General features: G+C 62.4%; 19 protein-coding genes. 6 read left to right on the top strand and 13 right to left on the bottom strand.

The window, feature by feature from the left end; translation table 11 throughout:
* Nucleotides 1-26: 26 nt before the first annotated feature.
* The 4 genes from FBY10_RS08490 to FBY10_RS08475 all read right to left on the bottom strand — a co-directional run bounded on the left by FBY10_RS08490 (nt 27) and on the right by FBY10_RS08475 (nt 1,897).
* Nucleotides 27-428: a DUF2946 domain-containing protein gene (locus tag FBY10_RS08490; RefSeq protein WP_145336054.1), complete on the bottom strand. Its 402-nt coding sequence runs from the start codon at nt 426-428 to the stop codon at nt 27-29.
* Nucleotides 429-439: 11 nt separating this feature from the next.
* On the bottom strand, nt 440-922 hold the full coding sequence (locus FBY10_RS08485) for a copper chaperone PCu(A)C (protein WP_145336056.1): 483 nt from the start codon (nt 920-922) through the stop codon (nt 440-442).
* Between the two features lie 47 nt (nt 923-969).
* Nucleotides 970-1,365 (bottom strand): DUF2946 domain-containing protein, encoded by a 396-nt coding sequence (locus FBY10_RS08480; protein ID WP_145336059.1) that lies wholly within the window; start codon nt 1,363-1,365, stop codon nt 970-972.
* Nucleotides 1,366-1,540: 175 nt separating this feature from the next.
* Nucleotides 1,541-1,897 (bottom strand): DNA-binding protein, encoded by a 357-nt coding sequence (locus tag FBY10_RS08475; protein ID WP_122309255.1) that lies wholly within the window; start codon nt 1,895-1,897, stop codon nt 1,541-1,543.
* A gap of 434 nt (nt 1,898-2,331) precedes the next feature.
* Here FBY10_RS08475 and FBY10_RS08470 point away from each other — a divergent pair, with 434 nt between their 5' ends.
* Complete coding sequence (locus FBY10_RS08470; protein ID WP_145336061.1) at nt 2,332-2,583, top strand: DUF6124 family protein; 252 nt, start codon at nt 2,332-2,334, stop codon at nt 2,581-2,583.
* Between the two features lie 57 nt (nt 2,584-2,640).
* On the opposite strand, the gene FBY10_RS08465 is transcribed toward FBY10_RS08470, so the two are convergent.
* Both FBY10_RS08465 and cbiE read right to left on the bottom strand, forming a co-directional pair.
* The gene (locus tag FBY10_RS08465; protein ID WP_145336063.1) at nt 2,641-3,360 is read right to left on the bottom strand and encodes a cobalt-precorrin-6A reductase; all 720 of its coding nucleotides are present in this window, start codon (nt 3,358-3,360) and stop codon (nt 2,641-2,643) included.
* Nucleotides 3,357-4,562, bottom strand: a complete 1,206-nt coding sequence (gene cbiE / locus FBY10_RS08460; RefSeq protein ID WP_145336065.1) for a precorrin-6y C5,15-methyltransferase (decarboxylating) subunit CbiE — start codon at nt 4,560-4,562, stop codon at nt 3,357-3,359. The genes FBY10_RS08465 and cbiE overlap by 4 nt, the downstream gene beginning before the upstream one ends.
* A 38-nt stretch (nt 4,563-4,600) precedes the next feature.
* On the opposite strand from cbiE, the gene cobG reads away from it, so the two are divergent.
* The 5 genes from cobG (at nt 4,601) to FBY10_RS08435 (ending at nt 9,952) form a co-directional block, all read left to right on the top strand.
* Nucleotides 4,601-5,947 carry a precorrin-3B synthase gene (gene cobG / locus FBY10_RS08455; protein ID WP_131696720.1) on the top strand — a complete coding sequence of 449 codons (1,347 nt, stop codon included), beginning with the start codon at nt 4,601-4,603 and terminating at the stop codon, nt 5,945-5,947.
* Nucleotides 5,940-6,566: a precorrin-8X methylmutase gene (locus FBY10_RS08450; RefSeq protein ID WP_131696719.1), complete on the top strand. Its 627-nt coding sequence runs from the start codon at nt 5,940-5,942 to the stop codon at nt 6,564-6,566. Before cobG ends, FBY10_RS08450 begins: the two co-directional genes overlap by 8 nt.
* Nucleotides 6,566-7,297 carry a precorrin-2 C(20)-methyltransferase gene (locus tag FBY10_RS08445; RefSeq protein ID WP_145336067.1) on the top strand — a complete coding sequence of 244 codons (732 nt, stop codon included), beginning with the start codon at nt 6,566-6,568 and terminating at the stop codon, nt 7,295-7,297. The genes FBY10_RS08450 and FBY10_RS08445 overlap by 1 nt, the downstream gene beginning before the upstream one ends.
* A complete protein-coding gene (gene cobJ / locus FBY10_RS08440) occupies nt 7,297-8,934 on the top strand; it encodes a precorrin-3B C(17)-methyltransferase (protein ID WP_145336069.1) in 1,638 nt (545 codons plus the stop codon). Before FBY10_RS08445 ends, cobJ begins: the two co-directional genes overlap by 1 nt.
* Before the next feature lie 238 nt (nt 8,935-9,172).
* Nucleotides 9,173-9,952 (top strand): hypothetical protein, encoded by a 780-nt coding sequence (locus FBY10_RS08435; RefSeq protein WP_145336071.1) that lies wholly within the window; start codon nt 9,173-9,175, stop codon nt 9,950-9,952.
* Here FBY10_RS08435 and FBY10_RS08430 read toward each other — a convergent pair.
* From FBY10_RS08430 to FBY10_RS08390, 7 genes are all read right to left on the bottom strand, one after another.
* On the bottom strand, nt 9,949-10,545 hold the full coding sequence (locus tag FBY10_RS08430) for a MarC family protein (protein ID WP_003217330.1): 597 nt from the start codon (nt 10,543-10,545) through the stop codon (nt 9,949-9,951). The two genes, FBY10_RS08435 and FBY10_RS08430, sit on opposite strands and share 4 nt — an antisense overlap.
* Before the next feature lie 164 nt (nt 10,546-10,709).
* Nucleotides 10,710-13,481, bottom strand: coding sequence for a hybrid sensor histidine kinase/response regulator (locus tag FBY10_RS08425; protein WP_131696715.1), 2,772 nt, complete (start codon nt 13,479-13,481; stop codon nt 10,710-10,712).
* Between the two features lie 102 nt (nt 13,482-13,583).
* Nucleotides 13,584-14,876 (bottom strand): phosphoribosylamine--glycine ligase, encoded by a 1,293-nt coding sequence (purD, locus tag FBY10_RS08420; protein WP_053134606.1) that lies wholly within the window; start codon nt 14,874-14,876, stop codon nt 13,584-13,586.
* A gap of 163 nt (nt 14,877-15,039) precedes the next feature.
* A complete protein-coding gene (gene purH, locus FBY10_RS08410) occupies nt 15,040-16,647 on the bottom strand; it encodes a bifunctional phosphoribosylaminoimidazolecarboxamide formyltransferase/IMP cyclohydrolase (RefSeq protein ID WP_131696714.1) in 1,608 nt (535 codons plus the stop codon).
* Nucleotides 16,648-16,728: 81 nt separating this feature from the next.
* The gene (gene fis, locus FBY10_RS08405) at nt 16,729-17,049 is read right to left on the bottom strand and encodes a DNA-binding transcriptional regulator Fis (protein ID WP_002555375.1); all 321 of its coding nucleotides are present in this window, start codon (nt 17,047-17,049) and stop codon (nt 16,729-16,731) included.
* A complete protein-coding gene (dusB, locus tag FBY10_RS08400) occupies nt 17,046-18,059 on the bottom strand; it encodes a tRNA dihydrouridine synthase DusB (RefSeq protein WP_131696713.1) in 1,014 nt (337 codons plus the stop codon). The genes fis and dusB overlap by 4 nt, the downstream gene beginning before the upstream one ends.
* Before the next feature lie 185 nt (nt 18,060-18,244).
* Nucleotides 18,245-19,492 (bottom strand): DUF3426 domain-containing protein, encoded by a 1,248-nt coding sequence (locus FBY10_RS08390; protein ID WP_145336073.1) that lies wholly within the window; start codon nt 19,490-19,492, stop codon nt 18,245-18,247.
* Nucleotides 19,493-19,514 lie beyond the last annotated feature (22 nt).

Here is a 19,514-nt window from a genome sequence, read left to right as displayed (position 1 = left end):
CGGGGTGAAGTAACGGTGTCAGGTGCTTACGAGGCGATGGGCGGGGCGCGGCTGCGCGCGCCGGGGAAAATGCTCTGCCGGGCATGGCCGAGGCGCGGGTGGGGGGTGAGGGCATTGGCCGGCGGCGGGGTACCGATGGCCACGAATGACACGCTGCCAGGCAGGGCCGGGCAACTGAACAGCAGGTCGCAATAACCGCACTTGGCCCAGAGTGCGTGATGTTCGTCGGGTGCTTTAGGGTGGTGGCCTTCGCCATGCTCGCCGGGCATGTCCATGGACATTTCCATCGGCATACCGGCGTGATGGTCCATCGGCATCGCTTGGGAAATCAGCGGACCGATAAAGATCATCAGCATGGCGAACAGGCTGATCCAACTGCCGCGCATCACGCGGTGGTGTGGAGATAACCTGGCGCGGGGGGCGCCCATCTGGAGTCAGTCTATTGAGGGTGTTTGTGCTCGTGGCCGGCCATCGGCGGTACTTTCTGTACCGACACTTCCACCTCGACCTTGCCGGCTTTTTCAAAGGTCAGGGTCAGTGGGAATTGCTTGCCATCGGCCAGCAAGCTGCGGTCCTTGAGGCCCAGCAACATCACGTGATACGCCATGGGCGCGAAGGTCAGGTCACCCTTGGCCGGTACGGCAACGCTGGGGACTTGCTGCATCTTCATCAAGTCGCCCTGCATCACATGCTCATGCAGCTCGGCCTTGTCCGCCACCGGCGTGTCGGCACTGAGCAGGCGATCCGGGTTCGCGCCGGTGTTATGAATCACGAAATACGCGGCGACGGTCGGCGCATTCGGCGGCAACTCCTGGGACCAGGGATCGCTGACCAGCAGGTCGCCGGCCTTGTAGTCTTCGGCATTGGCAGCACTGAACACCGGCAGCAGCAACGCAGCCAGAAGCAGGGAAGATTTAAGCATGGCAGTTCTCCAGAACGGTTCTAAACGCAGTTCACTTGCGAAGACGATCAAGCCGTTGGAGAGGCGCGGGGGTTAAGGCTCGGCCACTGCTGGCGCGGGGTGGGGGTTTGCAATGGGGGGTGTGGTTGACGCTGTACCGTCTCAAATCGCGTGAGATACAACTGCGGCACATGCCCCGGCAACGCCACCAACGGCGCCGAGCCGGAGCAACACCAGCAATGCTGCATGGTGGAATGATCGTCCTGCTGCGGCGCCGGGATTTCCAGCTTGCCCAGGGCAATGGTCTTCAGGCTGGCGCCATTGGACGAACAGAAACTGCCCCACAGCAATTGCTGCATGGGGTTCTTGGATTGTTGCATCGCACTGGCCATCGGCATGGCAAAGGCATTGAACAGCACTGCAAGGCAGGCGATCCAGGCAATTGCAAAGCGTTGACGGGCCATGGCGGACAATCCGTAGGGTTAAACGATCAGGCGGGTATTTAGCCTGATCGGGGGGGATAAGTAAAAAGTAGTGGTGTGGTTTGGTGTCGCAGTGCTGGGTTTGAGGATAGACGGGGAATCGAGGGGATGCCGATCTTCAAGTCAACGCCCCTCCCACATTTTGGATTGTGTTTGGCTATTGCTTGGCGTTGAGCCTGAGAGTCGCGCGGGCAATGTCGGCTCGCGCCACTTTGATCAATGAGCCATCGCCTGGGTCTTCTTCGATACAGGCCTCAAGGAAAGCATCCATATCTTCTTGTGTGTGGAGATGGTCAGCAGCGTCGAAAACTGTGAACGTTGTCTTTCTGTCAGATAGGTATTGGGCTTTTTCCAGCCATTGGTTTAATCGAGCTGCGACTTCGGGTTCATCCAATTTTAGTTCGTCGGCCTCAAGGCTTAGCGCGTGCGCGAACTCTGGGTTCGCGATTATGTGCTCGATAATTGTGCTTTCAGCAGGTCGAGTCAGGTGCTGCGTACGGGGTTTGTTAGTCATGTGAACCTCATGTTTACGCCGTAGGACAAAGCGTCGAGGATCATCGCCAAGGGTATGCGGTTCTAGGTAGTCAGCGGGTTCCGTTACGCATGTAGGTAAATTCTCCTTGATCCGCCGCGCAGCCCGAATATGAATTCGTTCCACAGAAACTTCCGACAACTCTTTGAGGTTGCCGGTAGGAAACTCAATCTCTAGTCTCCGGACACCGCTGAAAACTCAGCGGACGGGCGTCGCGGCCCGGATTGATTAAGCATTGCCTCCTTTCAGTTGACGCTTTTTTATCGTCTACTGTGTGGCGCTATGGTGGCTGTGCGCGGGATACCTTCGGGTATGCCGGCTTCCTTAATCTCCGGTCCGCGAACCTGCGCACAGCTGCCACCCCCATCGCATCGCGGCGATCAGTGGCAGCTCCACTTAGATTAAGGCGCTTCACAATGATCAAACCCACCCCAAATCCCCCCGTCCGGCTGTTCACCGTGACAGATGGCATCAGCACCGAAGACCTGCTGGTCAACCTCAGCGAAACACTCGCCTCGGCCAATGCGCTGAGCTGCGATCTGGCGTTTGACCTGGAAGGTTCGAAACGCGAGGAGTTGCTTGGCGTTGCGCAGTTGATCGAACTGGCGCAGTTGTTGGCTGATCGGGTACACCGCGGCGTTGGGCAGGTGTCCGCCGCGAGCAGCTAACAACGCAGTTCAAGTGTGGGAGGGGGCTTGCCCCCTCCCACATTTGAACTGTGTTGTTCAGGGAGATTGGATTGCCTGTAAGACCGCCACCACTGTGGCGAACTCCCGATCCACCACAGCCAATACCGGCCGCTTCAACACCAACACCGGCACCCCTCGTTCCCGCGCCACTTCCAGCTTCGGCTCGGTGGCGGTACTGCCACTGTTCTTGCTGATCAGCACATCAATCCCACGCCGTTCAAACAACGCGCGTTCATCTTCAAGCAGAAACGGCCCGCGCGCGCCAATCACTTCGCACCGCTCATTCCCCGGATACACATCCAGCGCGCGCAGCGTCCAGAACTGCTCGGGCGGGATTTCATCAAGGTGCTGCAACGGCTCGCGGCCCAAGGTGAACAATGGACGCTTGAAGGGTTTCAAAGCCTCGATCAATTCAGCCCAGTCACTGACCTCTCGCCAGTCATCGCCGGCCTGCGGTTGCCACGCGGGGCGACGCAATGCCCAACAGGGCACACCGCTCAACCGTGCAGCCTCGGCGGCATTGCGGCTGATCTGCGCCGCATATGGATGGGTCGCGTCGAGGATCAGGCTGACCTGTTCGTCGCGAACAAACTGCGCCAACCCTTCGGCACCACCATAACCGCCGACACGCACCTGGCAGGTGAGATCGGTCGGCACACGCCCCACACCCGCCAGGCTGTAGATATGCGCCGGCCCCAAGGTGCGCGCGATAGCCAGTGCTTCGGTCACACCGCCCAGCAGCAGGATGCGTTTCATCGCGGCTTGACCACTTCCAGCAATGTGATCGGCAGCGCCTGGCGCCATGTATCGAACTCCCCCAACGGCTGCGCCTGGGCCACATGGATGCGCGTCAGTTCGCCGCCGTGTTCCGCGCGCCAGTTCATCAAGGTCATTTCACTTTGCAGGGTGACGGCATTGGCCACCAATCGACCGCCGGGGCGCAGGTGTTGCCAGCAGGTGTCGAGTACGCCGTCGCGGGTGACGCCGCCGCCGATGAAGATGGCGTCGGGTGCTGTAAGGCCGTGCAACGCGTCCGGGGCCTTGCCGCGAATCAGTTGCAAACCGGGCACGCCGAGGGCGTCGCGGTTGTGTTCAATAAGGCCCTGGCGGCCTTCGTCTGCTTCAATCGCCAATGCGCGGCAGCTCGGATGGGCGCGCATCCATTCGATACCGATGGAGCCACTGCCCGCGCCCACGTCCCACAGCAGTTCGCCGGGCATCGGGGCGAGGCGGGCGAGGGTCATGGCGCGGACGTCGCGCTTGGTCAATTGGCCGTCGTGCTGGAAGGCGGAATCGGGCAAGCCAGCGAGGCGCGACAGACGTGGTGTGTCGTTGGAAGCCAGGCAGTCGATGGCGACCAGGTTCAAATCGGCGACCGAGGCGTGTTGCCAATCCTCAGCCAAACCGTCGATGCGCCGCTCATCCGCGCCGCCCAGGTGTTCAAACACGGTCAATCGGCTGGGCCCAAACCCGGATTCAGCCAACAACGAAGCAATCAACGCGGGACTGCCGCCGTCATTACTCAGTACCAATAAACGCACACCTGTGGCCAGATGCGCATTGATCGCCGCCGCCGGCCGGGCCACTACGGACAGCGTCACCACCTCCTGCAACGGCCAGCCCAACCGCGCCGCCGCCAATGACACCGACGACGGCGCCGGCAAAATCAGCAGTTCTTCAGCCGCCACCTGCCGCGCCAGGCTGGCGCCCACGCCATAGAACATCGGATCGCCACTGGCCAGCACACACACAGGTTCGCCACGCCGCGCCAGTACCGGCTCCAGGGAGAATGGGCTCGGCCACACCTGGCGCTCACCGCGAATACACACCGGCAACAGGTCCAACTGGCGCTGGCCACCTATAATCCGCGAAGCGCGCAACAGGGCATGCCGGGCATTCCTGCCCAGCCCCTTGAAGCCGTCTTCACCGATGCCTACAACCGTCAGCCAGGGCGACATATCAATTCCTTGAGCGACATCCGACGGGCAGGCTTTTCATGCCGCCGGACAAAGCAGGCATAATACCGCGCCTTTACCCGTCAACCGGTAGCCCCGTGAACCCAACGCCCGCTGTGAATACCTTGCGCCCCTCGGCTTGTCCGGGGTTGCTGCGTATCGTCCAGGCGTTGGATGGCGGCATTTGCCGGATCAAATTGGCCGGTGGCTCGATCAGCGCCGCCCAGGCCCATGCCGTGGCGGATGCGGCCCAGGCCTACGCGGGCGGGGTGATCGAGGCGACCAACCGCGCCAACCTGCAAATACGTGGGATCGGTGCCGAGCAAGACGCCTTGATTGCCATGCTGCTGGCCGCCGACCTGGGCCCGAGTAACGCTGCTGGCGACGACGTACGCAACCTGATGCTCAGCCCCAGCGCCGGTATCGATCCGCAGATGCTGTTCGACACCCGGCCGCTGGCCGAGCAGATCCTCGCCACCTTGCAAAATCATCCGCGTTTCCATGAGCTGTCGGCCAAGTTCGCCGTGCAACTGGATGGCGGCGAAGCCCTGGCGATGCTCGAACATCATCATGATCTGTGGCTGTCGGCGTTCGTACGCAATGGCGAGACGCTCCTCGCGTTCGGCCTGGCAGGGTGTCCAGGGCTGGATGCGCCGTTGGCCGCCGTGCCGCTGGAGCAGGGTCATGGGTTGGTGGTGGCGGTGCTGGAGGCGTTTCTTGACCTCGCCACCCCAGAGCAAACCCGCATGCGCCATCTGGCTGTGGATAAGTTGCTGAGCCGCCTCAGTCTCTCGCTGCTGCCGGTCGACGGCTTCAAACGCCCGCCCAGCGGCGCTTTGCTGCACCTCGGGAGTTATCCACAGGCTCAGAAAAATCAATTCTACGTCGCTGCCATCGCACCCTTGGGGCGCCTGGATTCGACGATGCTCAAGGGCGTCGCGCAACTCGCCAACGAACATGGCGACGGCACATTGCGCTTCACCCCTTGGCAAGGTGTGCTACTGCCCAACGTCGAAAAACCTCACGCCGTGACCCAACGCCTGACGCAATTGGGCTTTCTCTGCTCAGTCGACCAACCCCTGGCGCACATGATCGCCTGCACCGGCTCCAGCGGTTGCGCCAAGGCCCTCGCCGACACCAAGGCCGACGCCGTGCAACTGGCCGCGTTGCATCCCGGCCATGACGTGCACCTGTCCGGCTGCTCGCGCTCCTGCGCCGCCGCGCACGTTGCGCCGGTCACCTTGCTGGCGGTGAGCCCCGGCCACTACGACCTCTATTTTCGCGAGGCAGCCCACCCCGGTTTCGGCCGGCTGCACGCGCGCACTCTTTCCATTGAAGCGGCGGGCGCCTTGCTGCGCGCTCACCCACGGAGCAACACCGATGATTGATTACATCCGCGACGGTCAGGAGATCTATCGCAACTCCTTCGCCATTATTCGCGCGGAAGCCAACTTGGAGCGTATCCCGGCTGATTTGGAGAAACTCGCGGTGCGGGTGATTCATGCGTGCGGCATGGTCGAGGCCATCGACGGCCTGCAGTTCTCCGAAGGTGCGGGTAAGGCCGGGCGCGATGCGCTGGCCGCTGGCGCGCCGATTCTGTGTGATGCGCGGATGGTCTCCGAAGGCGTGACCCGTGCGCGCCTGCCCGCCAATAACCCAGTGATCTGCACCCTGCGCGACGACAGCGTGCCGGAGTTGGCGCGGGAGCTGGGCAACACCCGTTCCGCTGCCGCCCTGGAGTTGTGGCGTCCGCACCTGGCAGGCAGCGTGGTAGTGATCGGCAACGCGCCGACGGCGTTGTTCTACCTGCTCGAGATGCTGGATGCCGGTGCGCCGAAACCGGCGTTGATCCTCGGCTTCCCGGTCGGCTTTGTCGGCGCGGCCGAATCCAAGGCCATGCTGGCGGCGGACAGCCGTGGCGTACCGTTCGTGATCATGCAGGGCCGCCTGGGCGGCAGTGCCATGGCCGCCGCTGCGGTGAATGCGCTCGCCACGGAGGTCGAATAATGCCGGCACGCGGACGTTTGATCGGCCTGGGCGTCGGCCCCGGTGATCCGGAACTGATTACGGTCAAGGCCCTGCGCCTGCTGCGCGAATCACCGGTGGTGGCGTATTTCGTGGCCAAGGGCAAGAAGGGCAACGCCTTCGGCATCATCGAAGACCACCTGGTACCACAGCAAACCCTGATGCCGCTGGTGTACCCGGTGACCACCGAAGCGCTGCCGGCGCCGTTGTCCTATGAGCAAGTGATCAGCGACTTCTACGACACCGCCAGTGTCGATGTGGCCGCGCACCTGGACGCCGGTCGCGATGTGGCGGTGATCTGTGAAGGCGACCCGTTCTTCTACGGCTCCTATATGTATTTGCATGACCGTCTGGCCGAGCGCTACGAAGCCCAGGTCATCCCAGGTGTGTGCTCGATGCTCGGCGGCGCCTCCGTACTCGGCGCGCCGTTGGTGTATCGCAACCAGAGTCTCTCGGTGCTCTCGGGCGTGTTGCCTCACGAAGACCTCAAGCGCCGCCTGGCAGATGCCGACGCTGCGGTGATCATGAAGCTGGGGCGCAATTTCCCCAAGGTGCGCCAGGTACTCGAAGAGCTCGGCCTGGCCGAGCGCGCGCTGTATGTAGAGCGCGCGACCATGGCCAACCAGAAAATCGTGCCGCTGGACCAGGTGCAGCCGATGTCTTCGCCGTACTTCTCGCTGATCATCGTGCCGGGTGAAAGGTGGCAAGGTTGATGAACCCGGCGATTGTCATTCTGGGCCAGGGCAGCCTGGCCACCGCGCGCAGGATTCAGCAGGCTTACCCTGGCGCACTGATCCACGGCCTGGCGGGTCGAGTTGAGGGTGCAGACCAGTCTTACAGCGAATTTGGCGCGACCCTGCGTCAGCTGTACCAGCAAGGCACGCCGCTGATTGCCCTGTGTGCGGCCGGCATCGTGATCCGCACACTGGCGCCGCTGCTGCTGGAGAAAGGCGAAGAACCCGCCGTGCTGGCCGTGGCGGAAGACGGCAGCGCCGTGGTGCCGTTGCTCGGTGGCCTGGGTGGTGTGAACGTCATGGCGCGGGACATCGCAGCGGTACTGGGCGTTGCTGCGGCGATCACCACCAGTGGCGAGCTGCGTTTCGGTACCTGCCTGCTCAACCCGCCGGCGGGTTATGAGCTGGCGGACCTGGAGCTGGGCAAGCGCTTCGTGTCCGACCTGCTGGCCGGCGAAAGCGTGCGCATCGAAGGTGCGGCGCCGTGGTTGGATCAGGCGAATTTGCCCCAGGACCAGCAGGCGCATTTAGCCATTCACGTGGGCAGTGCCGAGCGTGTGCCTGCCGCCAACGAGTTGCTGATCTATCCGAAGACTGTGTGCGTGACCTGCAGGCCGGGTGCGCAGTTGGCGGAGCGTGTCCGCACGGCGTTGCACGAGGCGGGCATCGCCGTGCAATCCCTGGCGTGCCTGTTGGCCAGCGATAGGCAGATGGCCGAAGCGTCGCTGCATGAAGCGGCGTTGCAGTTGGGGGTGCCGCTGCGGTTTGCCGACGTGGCGCCAAGTGCAGACATCGTCATCAGTGTTGCCGAGCAGCCTTTGGACCTGGCCCAGGTCGGTCGCCGCCGTGGTCGCCTTGCCGTGATCGGCCTGGGCCCTGGCGCCGCCGAGTTGATGGTGCCGGCGGTAAAGGCCGAACTCGCGCGCTGCACCGATGTGCTGGGCTACGAAACGTATGTGCGCATGGCCGGGCCGTTCCGTAACGACCAGGTGCAGCACTGCACCGATAACCGCGAAGAGATGCAACGCGCCCGCCATGCGTTTGAGCTGGCCGCCCAGGGCCGTTCGGTGGTGGTGGTGTCGTCCGGCGACCCGGGCGTCTTCGCCATGGCGGCGGCGGTGATCGAGGCGTTGCACGAGTCTGGCGATCCGGCGTGGCATCAGGTCGAGCTGGAAATCCTGCCGGGCGTCTCGGCCTCCCTGGCCACCGCCGCCCAGGCCGGTGCGCCGCTGGGCCATGACTTCTGCGTGATGTCGCTGTCGGACAACCTCAAACCCTGGTCGATTATCGAAAAGCGCCTGGACCTCGCGTCCCAGGCCGACCTGGCGCTGGCGTTCTACAACCCGATCTCGCGTTCGCGGCCTTGGCAGCTGGGGCGCGCCCTGGAAATCGTCGCGCAACACCGCACGCCTGAAACCCCGGTGGTGCTGGGCCGCGATATCGGTCGCCCCGGCCAGACCCTGCGCGTCACCACCCTGGGGCACCTCACGCCAGACCAGGTGGACATGCGCACCATGGTGCTGATCGGCTCATCCACCACCTGCACATTCCCTCGCGCCGGTGGCGGTGAATGGGTGTACACCCCGCGCTGGTACGGTGCCAAACCCGCCTCCTGAAAACGCCTGGGCGGCTGCACGAAAGCTCCGAATGACAATGGGTGGTTGCCTATTGTCGCTCGGGGCTTTTTCTTTTTTTGGCCACGAAAACCGGAAGGGTTCGAGGAGCACCCCGTCATTGCTGGGCAGGGGTTTTTGCCGTGTGCCGGCAAGCGATGTTTGTGGCATGGAAGAGCCGCCGGTGGCTGGACTAGTGTGGACACAAGCCCCGAGTCGGGGTGTTTGTGGAGAACTGAAAATGGAGCGACATCACAGAAGGATCAACAATACAAAACGGCGCAAGTTGATTGCTGCCTACACATTACCGAGGGCGTCAGGTGCGCAGCCCTCATTGCCCCTCGACACGGAGGACGACTGCAACGCGGCGGTGGTCAACAACGGTGTGATTTCGTTTGCCGAGGGGCTGTCCGGGCTGAACCGGGAATACATCCGTAAAAGCTATCTGCTGGCCAGCAGCTATGTCAGCGATGTATTGAAAATCCACCGAGGTACCGAGGCCTGGTACGACGAATTCATCAAAGTGATGATCGGTTTGGGTTGGCTGCCGGTGCGCAGTCGTTTCGAGCGGGTTTCAAGCTCCGGCAAGGGCCTGACGGTGCAACTTGCGGCGCTGAACATCATCGCCAGCCTGTTGGCGTCGACGTCACTGACCGGGCCGTTGCTCACTGCACTGCCCAAACTGGCCGCTGATGCGCTGGAGGCCCTGAAGCAGCAGCCGGCATCCTTCGAGCTGTTCAAGCGCAATAGCAGCGTGCACGAGGGCGGTGATTTTGGCCTGGCGTCATGCGCCGAAACGGACGGCGAATTGACGATGGTGCTGGTGACTTACAGCACCCATGGCGTGAGCAAGCAGGTTGGGCTGCCTTTTCTGGAATGGGACAGTACCCAGTTCGAGGCTTTCAGCGGGCAGACCTGCCTGGTGCTGAATACCTCGGTGGTCAACGAAAAAACCATCCGACTGATGCGTGAGAGTGCGGGCGACAAGGTGCAGTCGGCGATTGCCAAATACCGCATCTAAGGCACCAGGTAGCCGCGCACCCCAGTAAAGATGATCTGCGCGGCGAGGGCACACACGAACAATCCCATCAAACGACTGACAATCTGCAAGCCCTGGTCACCGAGAATCCGTTCGATACGGTTGGACAGGTACAGCACCACGCCGACCGTGAGGCTGGCCAGGGCGATGCTGAGAATGGCGGTGATCTTGTCATCCCAGTGCGGCTGGCTGACGCCCATGACCAGCAGTGCACCGATGGTGCCGGGGCCGACGGTGAGAGGGATGGTCAGCGGCACGATGGTCACGTCCTGCTGCACGTTGTCGGTCTGCACCGCCGATTTGCCTTGGGCCATGCCCAGGGCGGAGATAAACAGCACACTGCCGGCGCCGATGCGGAAGGCGTCAACGGTGATGCCGAACACGCTGAAGATCACCCGGCCGAACAGGTAGAGCAACACGCTCGACACCAGGGTTGCCAGCGCCACTTTCCAGGCCAGGCGTCGCCGCTCTTTGCTCGAATAACCACGTGTCAGGCTGATAAAGCAGGACAGCACGAAGAACGGGCTGTAGAGCACCAGCATCTTCAGGTAAACGCTGAATAACACGTGGAGCATGGGAGTGGCTCGCGGGCGGGGAAAGTGTGGAGAGTCTATCAGGCGCCAGAGATCAAATGTGGGAGGGGGCTTGCTCCCGATTGCGGTGTAACAGTCAGATTATCTGTAGCCGAACCACCGTCATCGGGGGCAAGCCCCCTCCCACATGGGGACAGCATTTCAAGTCAGGACGGGGCGTGCTCAGGCCGCTGTTGACGCTGCGCCACCCAGAATTCCACCAGCTCACGCAACTGCGACAACTCCACCGGCTTGGCCATATGTCCGTCCATGCCGGCCTGGCGTGCGCGCTCTTTGTGCTCCGAGAGAATATGCGCCGTGAGCGCTACCACGGGTGTGCGAATGCGCTGGTGGCTGACTTCCCACGCCCGCAGTTGCTGGGTGGCCGAGAAACCATCGAGAACCGGCATCTCACAGTCCATCAACACCAGGTCATAACGCTGGGCCTTCATCGCCTCCAGCGCTTCTTCACCATTGCTGGCCGTGTCCGGGTTGAGGTTGAGCTTGCCGAGCATGCCGCGAATCACTTTGGTGGAGATGCTGTTGTCTTCGGCCACCAGGATCCTGAAATCGCTGGGCACGGTCACCGCCGCCGGAACACTGAGGGGCGGACGGGGCTGCGCGCCACCTTTGCTGCGCTGGGTCAACTCGTCGGCCAGGGTGGTCTTGAGGGTGTAACCGGCAACCGGCTTGGCAAGGATGCGTTTGATCCCGCAGTTCCGCGCGATGATCTTGCTCGGCGCATTGCTGATGCCGGTGAGCATGATCAGCAGGATGTCGTGGTTCAGGCTCGGGTCTTCCTTGATCTTCGCCGCCAGTTGCATGCCGGTCATGCCGGGCATGTTCTGGTCCAGCAGCACCACATCGAAGTAATCGCGCAGGTGCGCCTTGGTGCGCAGCAAGGCCAAGGCCTCTTTACCCGACGGTACGGCGCTGACATTCAGGCCCCAGGCCGAGCACTGCTGCACCAGCACTTTGCGGCACGTATCGTTGTCGTCCACGACCAGCACGCGCGCGCCTTTGAGCGGGCCGTCAAGGTCCGAGGTGGGGCGTTCCAGGCGTTCCGGGTCCAGCGGCAGGGTCAGCCATAACGTGCTGCCCTGATGGCTGCCGCTCTTGATGCCGAACTCGCCGTTCATCAACAGGATCAACTGGCGCGCGATCACCAGGCCCAGGTGGCCGCTCAAACGGGTGGCCGAGAGGAAGTTCTTGCTGTGCAGTTCGCTGTGCAGCAGTGCCTCGCGTTCGGTGGCCTCCATTGGCAGGCCGCTGTCCTGCACGGCTATGCGCAGGCGTGGATTGGTGGTGCGGTCGTCCAGGGCGACGACGATCAGCACTTCGCCTTCGTCGGTTTTGTGCAGGGCGTTTTCCAGCAGGCTCAGCAGCGCCTGGCGCAGGCGTGTCGGGTCGCCGCTGATGACGCGGGGTACCTGGGGCTGGATGAAGCTGATCAACTCGACGTTCTGCTGCTCGGCCTTGGCGCGGAAGATGCTCAGGCAATCCTCGATGAGTGCATTGAGGTCGAATTGCACGTCATCCAACTCGATCTGCCCGGATTCGAGCTTGGAGATGTCGAGGATCTCGTTGATCAATGTCAGCAGTTCGTTCCCGGCGCTGTGGATGGTTTGTACGTAGTCGCGCTGCTTCACCGACAGCGGCGTACCCAGCAGCAGTTCGGTCATCCCCAGCACGCCGTTCATGGGGGTGCGGATTTCATGGCTGATCTTGGCCAGGAATTCGGCCTTGGCAGCGATCTCGGCATTGCTGGCGGCCAGGTCGCGGCTGAGGCTGAAGCGGGCCTCGACAATCGCGCGCTGGCGCTCGCCCAGGGCCAGGCTCATCAACAGGCCGCTCAGACAGATAAAGGCCAGCAATGTGACGATCAAATCTTGGGGCGACACCATCGTCAGCCCCAGCAAGGCCGGGAGAATGATCAGCGTGCCGATGTTGAACACCACCATGCCCGCCACGAACAAGCGCGCCGGGCGGTAGCCTTTCTGCCAGTGATACGCCGAGACAAACAGCATGCTCAGGCCCGCCAAGGCCACCAGCGCGTAGGTGATGATGTTCAGCGGCAGGGTACTGACGAACAACAACAGCAGGCCGCACAGCACGATAAACAGGATGTCGGCCATCAATAGTTTGTTCAACGGGTGCGGACCCAGGGGCATGAAGAAGCGATAGGCAAACATCAGCCCGCACGGGGCGGTCAGCAGCAGGGCCAGGTAGGCGCCTGGGGTCTGGACCGCGTGCCAGTTCGGCAGCCATGGGCCTACCAGGTTGAGCAGCAGCGCCAGGCTGAGCATCAGCAGCAGTTCGCAGGCCGCCAGCCACAGGCTGCTGCGCGAGCGGTGGTAAGCGAAGCGCGTGAGGTTGTGCAGGATCAGCATCAGCAGGCAGCCGAACAGCAGGCCGTAGATCAACGTCTGGGTCTGATCGGCGGCGGCCAGCACGGCCGATTCCAAGGTGATATAGGGGCGCAGTTCGTGTTCCGAAACCAGGCGCAGGTAGACGTCGAGGGTCTTTTGGCTCTGGGGCATCGGCAGCATGAAGTCGTTGCTGGGCAGCGGGCGTTCCGCCTGGGGCTGGCGGGTGCCGCTGCTTTGTTGTTCGACCAGGGTGTCGCCGTCCAGCACATAGAGGCTCAGGTGCGCCAGGTCCGGTGCGAATACCCGCAGCACTTGCTCGTGCTTGCCGGGTTGCAGCTTGAAACGTACCCACAACGCGCCGTCCGGTTCCGCGGCGGTAATGCGGTCCAGCTCGATGGGGCTGAATTGATTGGTGTAGCGTGAGGAGCGGATGTCGCTCAGCTGCAGGTCGGCCTGTTCATCAAGCAATACTGCCCAGCCACTGCCTTGCGCGGCGGCCTGGGCCGGGAACAGGCAGAGCAGCGTCAGCAGACTGACAGTGAAACCTATGGCGATCCTGAGCCAGCGCACGGCGAAATCCCTTCGTAGGTTGATGCACGGTTAACTATGCGCGGGGAGGCCTGTATACGGCAAGGGCCAGAAGCCCTTGCCTAACCGAACGGATAGCTAGCGTTACTGGCTTTCGCCACGTTCACGGGCAATGGCGCGGTAGCCGATGTCCGTGCGGTAGAAGCAGCCTTTCCAGTCGATTTTCGCGGCCAGCTTGTACGCCTGTTGCTGTGCAGCGTCGACGCTGGCCCCCATTGCGGTGGCGCACAGCACACGGCCGCCGGCGGTCACGACCTTGCCGTCCTTGAGCGCGGTGCCCGCATGGAACACCTTGCCTTCCAGGGTGGCCGCCGCGTCCAGGCCTTCAATCACATCGCCCTTGGCGTAGTCGGCAGGGTAACCGCCGGCTGCCAGCACGATGCCAACGCTCGGACGTGGATCCCACTGCGCTTCAACCTTGTCCAGGGCCTGGGCGAGGGCGGCTTCCACCAGCAGCACCAGGCTCGATTGCAGGCGCAGCATCACCGGTTGGGTTTCCGGGTCGCCGAAGCGGCAGTTGAACTCGATGACTTTCGGGTTGCCGGCTTTGTCGATCATCAGGCCGGCGTACAGGAAGCCGGTGTACACATTGCCTTCGTCGGCCATGCCGCGCACGGTCGGCCAGATCACCAGGTCCATCACGCGCTGATGCACGTCGGCAGTGACCACCGGGGCCGGGGAGTAGGCACCCATGCCGCCCGTGTTCGGGCCGCTGTCGCCGTCGCCGACGCGTTTGTGGTCCTGGCTGGTGGCCATCGGCAGGACGTTCTTGCCGTCGACCATCACGATAAAGCTGGCTTCCTCGCCGTCGAGGAATTCTTCGATGACCACACGCGACCCGGCGTCACCAAAGGCATTGCCGGCGAGCATGTCACGCACGGCGTCTTCGGCTTCCTGCAAGGTCATGGCGACAATCACGCCTTTACCGGCGGCCAGGCCATCGGCCTTGATCACGATCGGCGCACCTTTTTCACGCAGGTAGGCCAGGGCCGGCTCGATCTCGGTGAAGTTCTGGTAGTCGGCCGTCGGGATCTTGTGGCGCGCCAGGAAATCCTTGGTGAAGGCTTTCGAGCCTTCCAGCTGGGCAGCGCCGGCGGTAGGGCCGAAGCAATCCAGGCCGCGGCTGCGGAACAGGTCCACAACACCCGCCACCAATGGCACTTCCGGACCGACGATGGTCAGGGAGACGTTTTTCTCGGCGAAGTCGGCCAGTTGCTCAAGGGCCAGTACGTCGATGGCGACGTTTTCGCACTTGGCTTCGATGGCGGTACCGGCGTTGCCGGGGGCGACGAAGACTTTCTGGACCCGTGGGTCCTGGGCAACTTTCCAGGCCAGGGCGTGTTCACGGCCACCGCTGCCAATGATCAAAACATTCATTTCAAAAACCTCTGTGAAACGCTGTGCTTTCTGTAGGAGCGAGGGGGACGCCTAGTTCTTGCTCGCGAGGATCGTCAACGATAACGGGGGGTATCTGACTCCCCGTGGCGTTCTCGGGCTTTTCGCGAGCAAGCTCGCTCCTACAGTAGGAAAGCAGGGGTGTTTAGTGACGGAAGTGGCGCATACCGGTGAAGACCATGGCGATGCCGGCTTCATCAGCAGCGGCAATCACCTCGGCATCACGCATCGAGCCGCCCGGTTGGATCACGGCAGTCACGCCCGCTTTGGCGGCGTTGTCCAGGCCATCACGGAACGGGAAGAATGCATCGGACGCCATCACCGAACCGGCCACCTGCAAACCGGCGTGCTCAGCCTTGATCGCGGCGATACGCGCCGAGTTCACGCGGCTCATCTGGCCAGCGCCGACACCGATGGTCTGGCGGTTCTTGGCGTAGACGATGGCGTTGGATTTAACGTACTTGGCCACTTTCCAGGCGAAGATCAGGTCGTTGATCTCTTGCTCGGTCGGGGCGCGCTTGGTCACCACTTTGAGGTCTGCGCTGCCGATCATGCCGATGTCGCGGCTCTGTACCAGCAAGCCGCCATTGACGCGCTTGTAGTCCCAGGCAGCGGCACGTTCAGCCGACCACTCGCCGCAGGCCAGCAGGCGCACGTTGGCTTTAGCCGCCACGATGGCGCGGGCTTCCTCGCTCACGGAAGGGGCGATGATCACTTCGACGAACTGACGCTCGACGATGGCCTTGGCGGTCTCGGCATCCAATTCACGGTTGAACGCGATGATGCCGCCGAAGGCCGATTCGGTGTCGGTGGCGTAGGCCAGTTCGTATGCCTGGCGGATGCCGCCTTCAGCATCCGGGCTCACGGCCACGCCGCACGGGTTGGCGTGCTTGACGATCACGCAGGCCGGCTTGACGAAGCTCTTCACGCATTCCAGCGCGGCGTCGGTGTCGGCCACGTTGTTGTAGGACAGTTCTTTGCCTTGCAACTGGGTCGCGGTGGCGATGCCCACTTCGGCAGGCTTGGCTTCCACGTAGAACGCCGCGCTCTGGTGCGGGTTCTCGCCGTAGCGCATTTCCTGGGCCTTGATGAACTGGCTGTTGAAGGTGCGCGGGAATTGGCTACGCCCTTCAGTGCTCAGGGTTTCGGCGGCCTGGTTCACGGTGCCCATGTAGTTGGCGATCATGCCGTCATAGGCGGCGGTGTGTTCGAACGCCTTGAGCATCAGGTCGAAACGCTGGGCGTAGGTCAGGCCGCCGGCTTTCAGGCTTTCCAGCACTTGGGCGTAGTCGCCGGCGTTGACCACGATGGCCACGTCTTTGTGGTTCTTGGCCGCCGAGCGAACCATGGTCGGGCCGCCGATATCGATGTTTTCGATGGCGGTCGGCAGGTCGCAGCCTGGCTTGTTGATGGTGGCTTCGAACGGGTAGAGGTTAACGGCCACCAGATCGATCGGCTTGATGCCGTGCTCGGTCATGATGGCGTCGTCGATGCCGCGACGACCGAGGATGCCGCCGTGGATTTTCGGGTGCAGGGTCTTGACGCGACCGTCCATCATTTCTGCGAAGCCGGTGTAGTCCGCCACTTCCACTGCGGCCACGCCGTTGTCCTGCAGCAGTTTGAAGGTCCCGCCCGTGGAGAGGATTTCCACACCCAGGGCTTCCAGCTCCCGGGCAAATTCGAGGATCCCGGTCTTGTCGGAGACACTGATCAAGGCGCGGCGGATCGGCAGGCGGGTAGTCTGGTCGGTCATTTCAATTTCCATCAAAAGCAAAGGAGTCAGCAAAAAAGGCGACCGGTTTTACGCGGGCGCCTTTCTGGTTTGATTGAATGCTTACAGCAAATCGTATTGCTTGAGCTTTTTGCGCAAGGTGCCACGGTTGAGGCCCAGCAGCTCACTGGCTTTGGTCTGGTTGCCCTTGACGTAGTTCATCACGCTTTCGAGCAGGGGCGCCTCGACTTCGGAGAGCACCAGGTTGTACACGTCCGTGACGGAAGCGCCCTCAAGGTGGGCGAAATAATTATGCAGCGCCTTCTCGACACTCCCGCGAAGGGTCTGGCCTTCTTCGCTCGGCGTGTTGAGGTGCTGTTTTAAATTGACGTTGTCGCTCACGGGTGTTGTTCCACTCACTAAAGTCTCGGTCATCATCGTCATGCGGCCACCCATTCTCCGTCCCCTGCTCTCAGGCTCTTGTCTCGTTCGGCAAAAAACTCACGAACGGCGGTGACCTGTGCTTGCGTTTCATCCAAACGATTGAAGCCGGCGCGAAACTCCCTGGCGCCCGGCAGGGTTGCGAGATACCAACCCACATGCTTGCGAGCAATACGCACGCCCATCACCTCTCCATAGAAGGTGTGAAGTGCAGCCAGATGCTCTAGCAGAATACGTTCCACCTCGACCAGTTCCGGCGCCGGCAGGACTTCACCCGTACGCAGAAAATGCTCGATCTCACGAAAAATCCACGGTCGCCCCTGTGCGGCCCGGCCAATCAACACACCATCGGCACCGGTGGCTTGCAGCACGCGCCGGGCTTTTTCGGCTGAGTCGATGTCGCCATTGGCAAATACCGGCATCGACACCGCCTGCTTGATCGCGGCGATGGTGTCGTACTCGGCTTCACCGGTGTAAAGGTCGGCGCGGGTGCGGCCATGCACTGCCAGCGCTGTAATGCCTGCCTGTTCGGCGATCTTCGCCACCGTCAGGCCGTTCTTGTTGTCCCGGTCCCAGCCGGTACGAATCTTCAGGGTCACCGGCACATCCACTGCGGCAACAACGGCCTGCAGGATCTCGGCAACCAACTGCTCATCCTTCAACAGCGCGGAACCGGCGGCCTTGTTGCAGACCTTCTTGGCCGGGCAGCCCATGTTGATATCGATGATCTGTGCGCCCAACTCCACGTTGGCTCGGGCCGCATCCGCCAGCATTTGCGCATCACCGCCGGCGATCTGTACCGAGCGGGGCTCGGGATCACCTTCGTGGATCATGCGCATCCGCGATTTGCGGGTGTTCCACAAGCTCATGTCGCTGGTGACCATTTCCGAGACTACTAGACCCGCGCCCAAACGCTTGCACAGCTGACGAAAGGGCTGGTCGGTGACGCCCGCCATCGGGGCGAGAATCAAGCCGTTCTGCAATGTATATGGGCCGATGCGTACCGCCGACATAGGACTTCCCTGTTGTGGGGCCGGATCATTAGAGTTCGAAAAAGGGTTGGCATGATACCCGCTCTCGATGACTGGATAAAGGCTGAATTGGATAAAATCTGAACAGTTATTTCTTTATCGCCGCCGGTTTGGATGGGCGGCGCCCAGTCAATAATCCACCGTCAAGCTTCGGTGCGTGAGCCGATTCACTCGGGCGAGTGGAAGCTCAAGCTGTAATTCACGGCTTTATTGCCCGGATCGAGGATGTCCAGGGAGATATGGATCGGGGTCTGTGATGGCATTTCGCTCACCCCAGCCAACTCGCCACTCAGGTATTCGGCGGGCTTGAAGCGACGACTGGCAATCAGGTTGCCGTTGATGTCGGCGAAACGCAGCTCCAGCAGCGGAAAGGGCTGGGAGAACGTCGCGCGGTTATAGATGATCGCATCCACCACCAGCGCCCCGGCGAACTCGGGGTGGCTGCGTACCACCAGGTTGCTGCTCTTGATATGGGCGATATCGACCCGCGACGGCACCGTGCAGCCCAGTGTGGGGCACAGTTGCTGGAACCACGGGCGGTAAGCGTCCTGGCGGGCCAGATCGTCGAATTGATAGGCAATGTACTGCGCGGCCAGGCCGGCGGCGGCGATGAGTACCAGCAGCATCCAGATCAGGCGGCGTCCCAGGCCCTGCGGGCGTTTTTGCGCGTACAAGTGCAGAGGGTCGTCTTCCAGGTCCTGGAGCAGGTCGTCATGGACGCCGGCCTCGGGGCGTGGGCGCTTGCGACGGGATTGCGCGCGCTCTTCGGGCTGCGCTTCATCCGCTGCTGCTGTCAGGGGCGTGAACGGCGGGTCGGTGTGTTCATCGTCCGGGGTTGAGCGCAGCGCTGGCTCATCGTCGCTGTCGTCGATGTGCAACGACACGGATGGCTCGGTGCGTTGCCTGGTCGCAGGGGCTTTGCTCGGTTCAGGTTCTTCTTCGGAAGCGTTGGCGCGTTCTTCAGCCGGCTCGCTGAACAGGCTGGCGGCCCATTTTTCTTCTTCGGCCTTGACGGTTTCGCGGCTGGCGCTGAGGGCGTCTTCTTTCTGCCGACGGTCGGCGCCGGGCTGGCGGCGTTCCGCGCCTACGGGCTGGGTATGCTGAATCTCGCGGCGTTCCAGCTTGGCCAGTTCCTTGTCCAGGTCCAGGTTGTCCAGGTCCAGCTCTTCGGCGCTCCACTGCTTCTGGCTGATTGCCCGCTGTGGCTCAGGCGCTGCTTCGCGCGCGGGCTCGATCGCGGCCGGTTGCTCCGGCGCAGGCGCCTGGGCGCGCTGCTCCAGCAACTGGCGGGCAGCGTTGAAGACTTGCAGGCACGAGCCGCAGCGAACCACGCCGCGAGCCACGCTCAATTGGGCGTGATTGACGCGAAAGCGGGTTTGGCAATGCGGGCATTGGGTGACGAAACTGTCGGTCATGCGGCCATCCGATTCAGGCAAG

Source organism: Pseudomonas sp. SJZ103, assembly GCF_007828335.1.
GTDB lineage: Bacteria > Pseudomonadota > Gammaproteobacteria > Pseudomonadales > Pseudomonadaceae > Aquipseudomonas.
Note: the sequence above shows the minus strand (reverse complement) of the source record. Positions and strands in the feature narration are given on the sequence as shown.